Origin of the sequence: Thermoanaerobacterium sp. PSU-2 (genome assembly GCF_002102475.1) — a bacterium.
Taxonomy (GTDB): domain Bacteria; phylum Bacillota; class Thermoanaerobacteria; order Thermoanaerobacterales; family Thermoanaerobacteraceae; genus Thermoanaerobacterium.
The window spans coordinates 158712-165484 of sequence record NZ_MSQD01000006.1; the positions used below are offsets into that span (position 1 = coordinate 158712).

5 protein-coding genes and 1 pseudogene are annotated in these 6773 nt (G+C 35.7%); all 6 read right to left on the reverse strand.

Annotated elements, in window-relative coordinates; translation table 11 throughout:
* Nucleotides 1–77: 77 nt before the first annotated feature.
* Nucleotides 78–1598 carry a glutamate/gamma-aminobutyrate family transporter YjeM gene (gene yjeM, locus BVF91_RS06830; protein ID WP_085112704.1) on the reverse strand — a complete coding sequence of 507 codons (1521 nt, stop codon included), beginning with the start codon at nucleotides 1596–1598 and terminating at the stop codon, nucleotides 78–80.
* 320 nt (nucleotides 1599–1918) lie between these two features.
* Entirely contained in the window at nucleotides 1919–3040 is a 1122-nt protein-coding gene (gene ald / locus BVF91_RS06835) for an alanine dehydrogenase (protein ID WP_085112705.1), read from the reverse strand.
* Between the two features lie 94 nt (nucleotides 3041–3134).
* Nucleotides 3135–5084 (reverse strand): OPT family oligopeptide transporter, encoded by a 1950-nt coding sequence (locus tag BVF91_RS06840; protein ID WP_085112706.1) that lies wholly within the window; start codon nucleotides 5082–5084, stop codon nucleotides 3135–3137.
* Between the two features lie 269 nt (nucleotides 5085–5353).
* Nucleotides 5354–5905 carry a 2-oxoacid:ferredoxin oxidoreductase subunit gamma family protein gene (locus BVF91_RS06845; RefSeq protein ID WP_085112707.1) on the reverse strand — a complete coding sequence of 184 codons (552 nt, stop codon included), beginning with the start codon at nucleotides 5903–5905 and terminating at the stop codon, nucleotides 5354–5356.
* A 1-nt stretch (nucleotide 5906) separates the two neighbouring features.
* Nucleotides 5907–6554 (reverse strand): thiamine pyrophosphate-dependent enzyme, encoded by a 648-nt coding sequence (locus BVF91_RS06850; protein WP_085112708.1) that lies wholly within the window; start codon nucleotides 6552–6554, stop codon nucleotides 5907–5909.
* A 16-nt stretch (nucleotides 6555–6570) separates the two neighbouring features.
* Nucleotides 6571–6773 (reverse strand): annotated as a pseudogene (locus tag BVF91_RS13470) (hypothetical protein); the annotation flags it as partial.

Sequence of the window (6773 nt, forward strand, 5' to 3'; positions counted from 1 at the left end):
CATATATTTGCATAAAACATATCATAAATCCTGTAATTACAGGTTTATGATATGTTTTATATACTATTTTAATATTCTTAAGTTTCTTTTACAGGATTGTCTTTAACTACATTCTTACTTTTCTCATATCTTCTAAACATTAGTAAAGCTACAACTGTGAAAAACAATGGTCCAGCAATCATCCAAAGTGTTGAAGCTATATCTTTTGAAAATGCTGGTTCGATTATAGTGAAAATATTTGCAAATCCTACTGTGACTGACGTTAATACAGTCGCAATTATTACAGATGTTCTGCTTTTAAAGATTTCAAACGGTCTATTGATCTTTTTGTTATTTTTAAATGACGGATATGCTAAGCACAAAAATACATACGGCAATGTCATTGCTACATTCGTCATTAGCACTATGCGAGCAAAGAAAACTTTTGCTATGTCTCCTCCAAATGATATGAGGAACAACATAACAGCAACTAACAAACATTGTATCCACATTGCATATTTCGGAACACCTTTATCATCTATTTCTGCTGTCTTTACAGGCCATAATTCAGCAGGTGTGCCTTCAATCAGTTGTCTTAATGGCGCATAGCTAAGTGTAAAGAATGCACCCATTAATGATAAGAATACAGATAGCGCTACTATTCTAGCAGACCAATTTCCAATGATTATTGCTGTGCTTTTGCTTGCGCCTAGGCTTAATCCAATTTGATATCCAAAATTATTCATGATTACATACTGGGCATTTGCCATATTGACATTGTTAGACGCTAAAACACTATTCCACTTTGTAAATATTCCAACCAGGAATATTCCTAAAGAATACCCGATTGCGATTATTATAGCTGAAAACAATACGCCTTTAGGAAATGTCTTCTCTGCATTTTCCGTTTGATCTACGACACCGCCAACTACCTCTGTTCCTCCATACGCAAATATTGCAAATACTATGAATGACAAAACTGCAATCGGTGATAAATATGACGGATTCGGTGAAACTATAAACGATTTTAAAGATGTAATGGGCTCAGCTAATTTTCCTCCATTTGCTATCAATACAACAATTGAACCAAGTAAGAATATGACGTTTATAGCTAATACTGATGTTCCACCGATTGAAGCAATTTTCGATACCCAATTTAAACCTTTACTTGCTACATAAGTAATCAATATGATAAGCAATATTCCCATTAATCCAATAACTTGAGTAGAATTTAGCCCAAACAATCTAAGAGAAGAAGTTCTATCAGTTCCAAAAATTATATTTGAGATATTTATAAAAATCGTTGAACAAATGCTGACCATCCATACAACATATGATGCATACCACATGAAAGTACCTACAAAAGCGTATTTAGGGCCAACCGATCTTTCCATCCACGTGTATATCCCGCCGCTTTCTTCTTTAAAAGCCGCGCCAAATTCCGCCATCATAAAAGCATAAGGCAAGAAAAATGTTATACCTGATAAAATGTACCACGGTATCGCGCTGTATCCCATCAAATAAAATGCTCTTGGCATATTGTTGAAACCAAAAACAGATGTGAAAATCATCAAGATTAGTGGCACCAGTGTCAGCTTTTTCTTTGATTCATCGTTCATAATAACACTCCTTTCCTTTTGATTAAACTTTTATTTTATTTATTAAAAATTTTTAATTCAACTAAATTATAATACCTTCCCCGACTAATTGCAATACTATTTTGAATTGAATTATTAATTTTAATTTATGCAATTTTCTGTCTAAACTATCTAACCTTAATGGAATTTTTGTGATATGAAAAATATCTTCCTTGATTGCTTGAATAAGTTGTAATAGAAAATTTCAATAAATTTTTAGATAAAGAGAAGATAAATAAAAATAAATTGTTAGGAAAGGATATATAACGTTCATCATATATCCTTTCCAGAATATTTACCATCTATTCTGACAATATTTCTATTGGATCCACATATTCAAGTCCATGAGCTTCTGCTACTGCCTTATACGTCACATTACCATTTATAACATTAAGTCCTCTCATAAGCGATTTATTCTCTAATAGCGCTTTCTTATAACCTTTATCTGCAATCTGCAATGCGTATGGCAAAGTAACATTTGTCAATGCAAATGTAGATGTCCTCGGAACTACACCGGGTATATTTGGAACAGAATAATGCACCACATCGTATTTTATAAAGTATGGATTGTCATGAGATGTTATTCTGTCCATCGTTTCGACAGAACCACCTTGGTCTATAGCTACATCGACGATTACAGATCCTTTTCTCATGTTCTTTACCATTTCTTCTGTTATTATTTTTGGTGTCTTAGCCCCCGGAATAAGCACTGCTCCTATTACTAAATCAGCTTCTTCAGTACATTTAGCTATATTATAACTGTTTGACATAAGAGTCGTTACTTTTCCTCCAAAAACGTCATCTAAGTATGCAAGCCTTGAAGCATTTACATCAAGTATTGTAACATTAGCTCCCATTCCAACTGCAATCTTTGCTGCATTTAGTCCTACCGTTCCACCACCGACTATGACAACATTCGCCTTTTCAACACCTGGAACACCGCTTAGTAGAACTCCTCTGCCATTATTTTTGCTAAGCAACAAATAAGCACCTATCGTAACTGATAGTCTGCCTGCCACTTCACTCATAGGACTTAATAGCGGTAGCATTCCATCATCTGTCTGAACTGTTTCATATGCTATACCTACTACTTTTTTCTTTAAAAGCGCTTCTGTTTGCTGTCTATCTGGAGCTAAATGTAAATAGGTAAACAAAATCTGTCCTTCTTTAAAATAATCATACTCGGAAGGTTGTGGTTCCTTGACCTTTAATATCATATCAGATTCATTAAAAACGTCTTCAGCCGTGTTAATGATTTCAGCTCCAGCCTTTTTATATTCTTCGTTAGTTATCCCACTGATTAAACCAGCATTATTTTCAATTAATACTCTATGTCCTTTACTGCAAAATGCATGAACACCGGCAGGTGTAATAGCAACTCTTCCTTCTTCTTCTTTTATTTCTTTTGGTACTCCGATTATCATTGTGATCGCTCCTTTGTAATATATTTTATTAAAATCATTCTAATCCGACAGCTTTTAAACCATCGGATTAGAATGATTTTTTACCCATTCACAGCTAATTAGTCTTTTTGCTATCTCTCACTGTATATCCGTATAGGTAAATTCCTAACAAGACAAACATCAAAAGTGAAATCCATGAAGCAAATGCTCCACTATTTGTAAACCAATTAGCACCAAAACCTATATTTATTTTAAGGCCTGCAAATATGGCTATTACTAATCCCATCAAAGCATCTCCAGCGACTAATCCTGAAGAAATCAATATACCTTTTTCAGTCTTTTCTTTATACATCTTTTCATCATTCTTGTATTTCCTGTCAATTATCCATCTGATGATTCCTCCAACCATAACAGCCGCACTTAACTCAAATGGCAAATAAAGTCCAAGTGCAAATGGCAATACCGGAATATGCATCATCTCTATCATTATTCCCATAAAGACACCAGCAATGATTAATATCCATGGAAGGTGTCCTGTCATTATTCCTTTTACAACCATTGACATTATAGTTGCTTGTGGCGCAGCAACATATTTTGAACCAATTCCATAAGAATTATTAAGCATAATAAGCACTAATCCCGCGAAAATTGATGATGCAACTATTCCTGTGTAAAGGTATGACTCTACCTTTTTAGGCGATCCACCTATAATGTAGCACGTTTTTAAAGACTGTGCATTGCAGCCTGCCGTTGCTGCTGCAATACAAACTATGCCTCCAATCGTAATTGCCAATATCATACCACTGTCTCCGACAATGCCTGTAAGCTTTAAAATAGACGTAACAACAAGCAATGTAGCTATTGTCATACCTGACACTGGGTTATTGGATTCACCAACAATTCCTGTCATTCTCGCTGAGACAACAGCGAAGAAGAAAGAAAATAATATCGTTAAAAGACTTCCTATAAATGTCATCTTAAACATAGGCAGAAGCCATGTTAAAAGGAATAGAAAAATCGAACCAATAATCACTATATTTATCGATATATCGCTGTCAGTTCTTTTTTGACCTTTTGCACTCGTTCCAAACCCAGATAATGAGTCTTTAAACGCCTTTATAAGTGTAGGGAATGTCTTGAATAAAGTAATAAATCCTCCTGCCAATACTCCACCAGCACCTATATACCTTATATAGCTGCCCCATATTTGAGAAGCTGACATATCTTTTATAAGAGTTGTAGCTGGATATATTGGACTTGTAAGACCATCTCCAAAAAATTTTATCAATGGTATAAGACCAAGCCATGCCAATATACCACCTGCCAGCATGTATGAAGAAATCTCTATTCCAACTATGAAGCCAACTCCTAATAACGATGCTAACACATTTATCCCAACTTGAGTCCCTTTAAACCAATTTAGATTCCATGCAGGCTCTTCTGACCATATAGAAAAACCGCCTGATAGAAGTTTGTATATGCCACCTGTAAGCATACCGGACAAAACCGTCATAAATCCCGAACCGCCTTGATTGCTTGTTACAAGGACTTCAGAAGCTGCCATTCCTTCTGGATACAGAAGTTTCCCGTGTTCTTCAACCGTTAAATACCTTCTTAAAGGTACGACGAATAATACGCCAAACAATCCACCGATTAATACCGCAAATATTATTCTTTCAAGCGTAAACTCATTTTTAAAGCCCCAAATAGCTATAGCTGGAAAAGAAAACAAAAGTCCAGCAGCAACACTTTCACCCGTTGCAGCTATTGCTGTAGCCATATTAGCTTCTAATATGCTATTTCTTCTAAAAATCGTCTTTAATATACCAGTAGACAAAACAGCAGCAGGAATCGCTGCACTTATAGTCATTCCAGTTTTAAGACCTAAATAAGTATTAGCTGCCGCGAAAACAATCGCAAATATCACACCTATAACTAAACTTAAAAACGTAGATTCTGGAAGAACCTCTTCCGCTGGAACAAATGGCACATACTTGTCGCCACTTATACCGCCATAAGCGCCATCTGATAACTTTCTTCCATGTTCAGCTTTTCCACTTGCCATATCTCTTCTCCTTTCGTCCTATAGTTTAAATGACATTTAATTTAAGCTTTTTATCGCTTTAATCACCTCCTCCAACATTTTAACTAATATTAAAATATTTTAATAGTATAAAGTAATAAAATGTTTTGGCATTGTTTTAAACTCTTTGTAAAACGATACATCGTTTTCCACTTTTATTATATTCGACGCACATTTCAAAAATCCTTCAAAAATGCAAAATATGCTTCATGAATATTTTCACTGCATTTCTTTCATTCATAATATAGTGTTTATTTCTTACTTAAAACATCTATAAGTTCTGCTCCTTTTTCTAAGGCTTTTTCATTTATTGACACAAGATGCTCTTTACTTGGTCCTAAAACTTCTACAAGTGCCTTTAATGTAGATTCAATTTTTGTAATATTCGTTGCTTTTATTAGAGCTCCTAAAATCACCATATTCGCAATTTTTAAATTTCCTATTTCATTTGCAATGTCATTTGCCGCGATTTCGTAAACTTCTATATCATTTCTTTTCGCTTTCTCTTTAATCAGCGATGTATTTATAAAAAGCTTTCCACCAGGCACAACATATTTTTCATACTTCTCTAAAGAAGGCCTATTCATAGCAATAACTACAGTTGCCTCGTTTATTATGGGTGAGCCTACTGGTTCATCAGATATGGTAACATGGCAGTTGGCTGTGCCTCCTCTCATCTCTGGTCCATACGACGGCAGCCACGATACGTTTTTTCCATCCATCATTCCTGCGTATGACATTATAAGCCCCATCGACATGATGCCCTGTCCGCCAAATCCTGCAAATATTATCTTTTCATTCATTTTATTTTTCCTCCTCTAAGGTGTTTTTGTATACACCTAATGGATAGTATTGCTCCATCTTGTCTTTTATCCATTTTAATGATTCGTTTGGTGACATGCCCCAATTTGTTGGACAGCTTGACAGGACTTCTATCATTGAAAATCCTTTTTTGTCTATTTGGGCTTTAAATGCGTTTTTGATTGCTTTTTTGGCATTTAATACGTGTTTTACGTCATACACTGATACTCTTTCGATGTATGCTGCTCCTTCTAATGTTGACAGCATTTCACACATTTTTATTGGGTATCCGTTTGTTTCTGGTTTTCTTCCGTATGGGGTTGTGAGGGTTTCTTGCCCTATCAGTGATGTTGGTGCCATTTGGCCTCCTGTCATGCCGTATATGGCGTTGTTTATGAATATTACTGTTATGTTTTCTCCTCTTGCTGCTGCATGTACTGTTTCTGCTGTTCCTATTGCTGCTAAGTCTCCATCTCCTTGGTATGTGAATACTATTTTGTCGGGGTGTACTCTTTTTATGCCTGTTGCTACTGCTGGTGCTCTTCCATGGGCTGCTTCTTGCATGTCGCAGTTGAAGTATTCGTAGGCGAATACGGCGCATCCTACTGGTGCTACGCCTATTGCTTTGTCTAATACTCCTAATTCTTCCATTGCTTCTGCTACAAGTCTATGGACTATGCCGTGCGTGCAGCCTGGACAGTAGTGAAATGGTGCGTCTGTTAGTCCTTTTGTTTTTTTGAAATACTACTGCCATTATTTTTTCCCCCCTTATTTTTTTGATTTCTTCTAATATGGCCATGGGTTCTGGTACCATTCCTCCTGCTCTTCCGTAGAAGTGGACTTCTTTTTGCCCGTTGACTGCTAATTTTT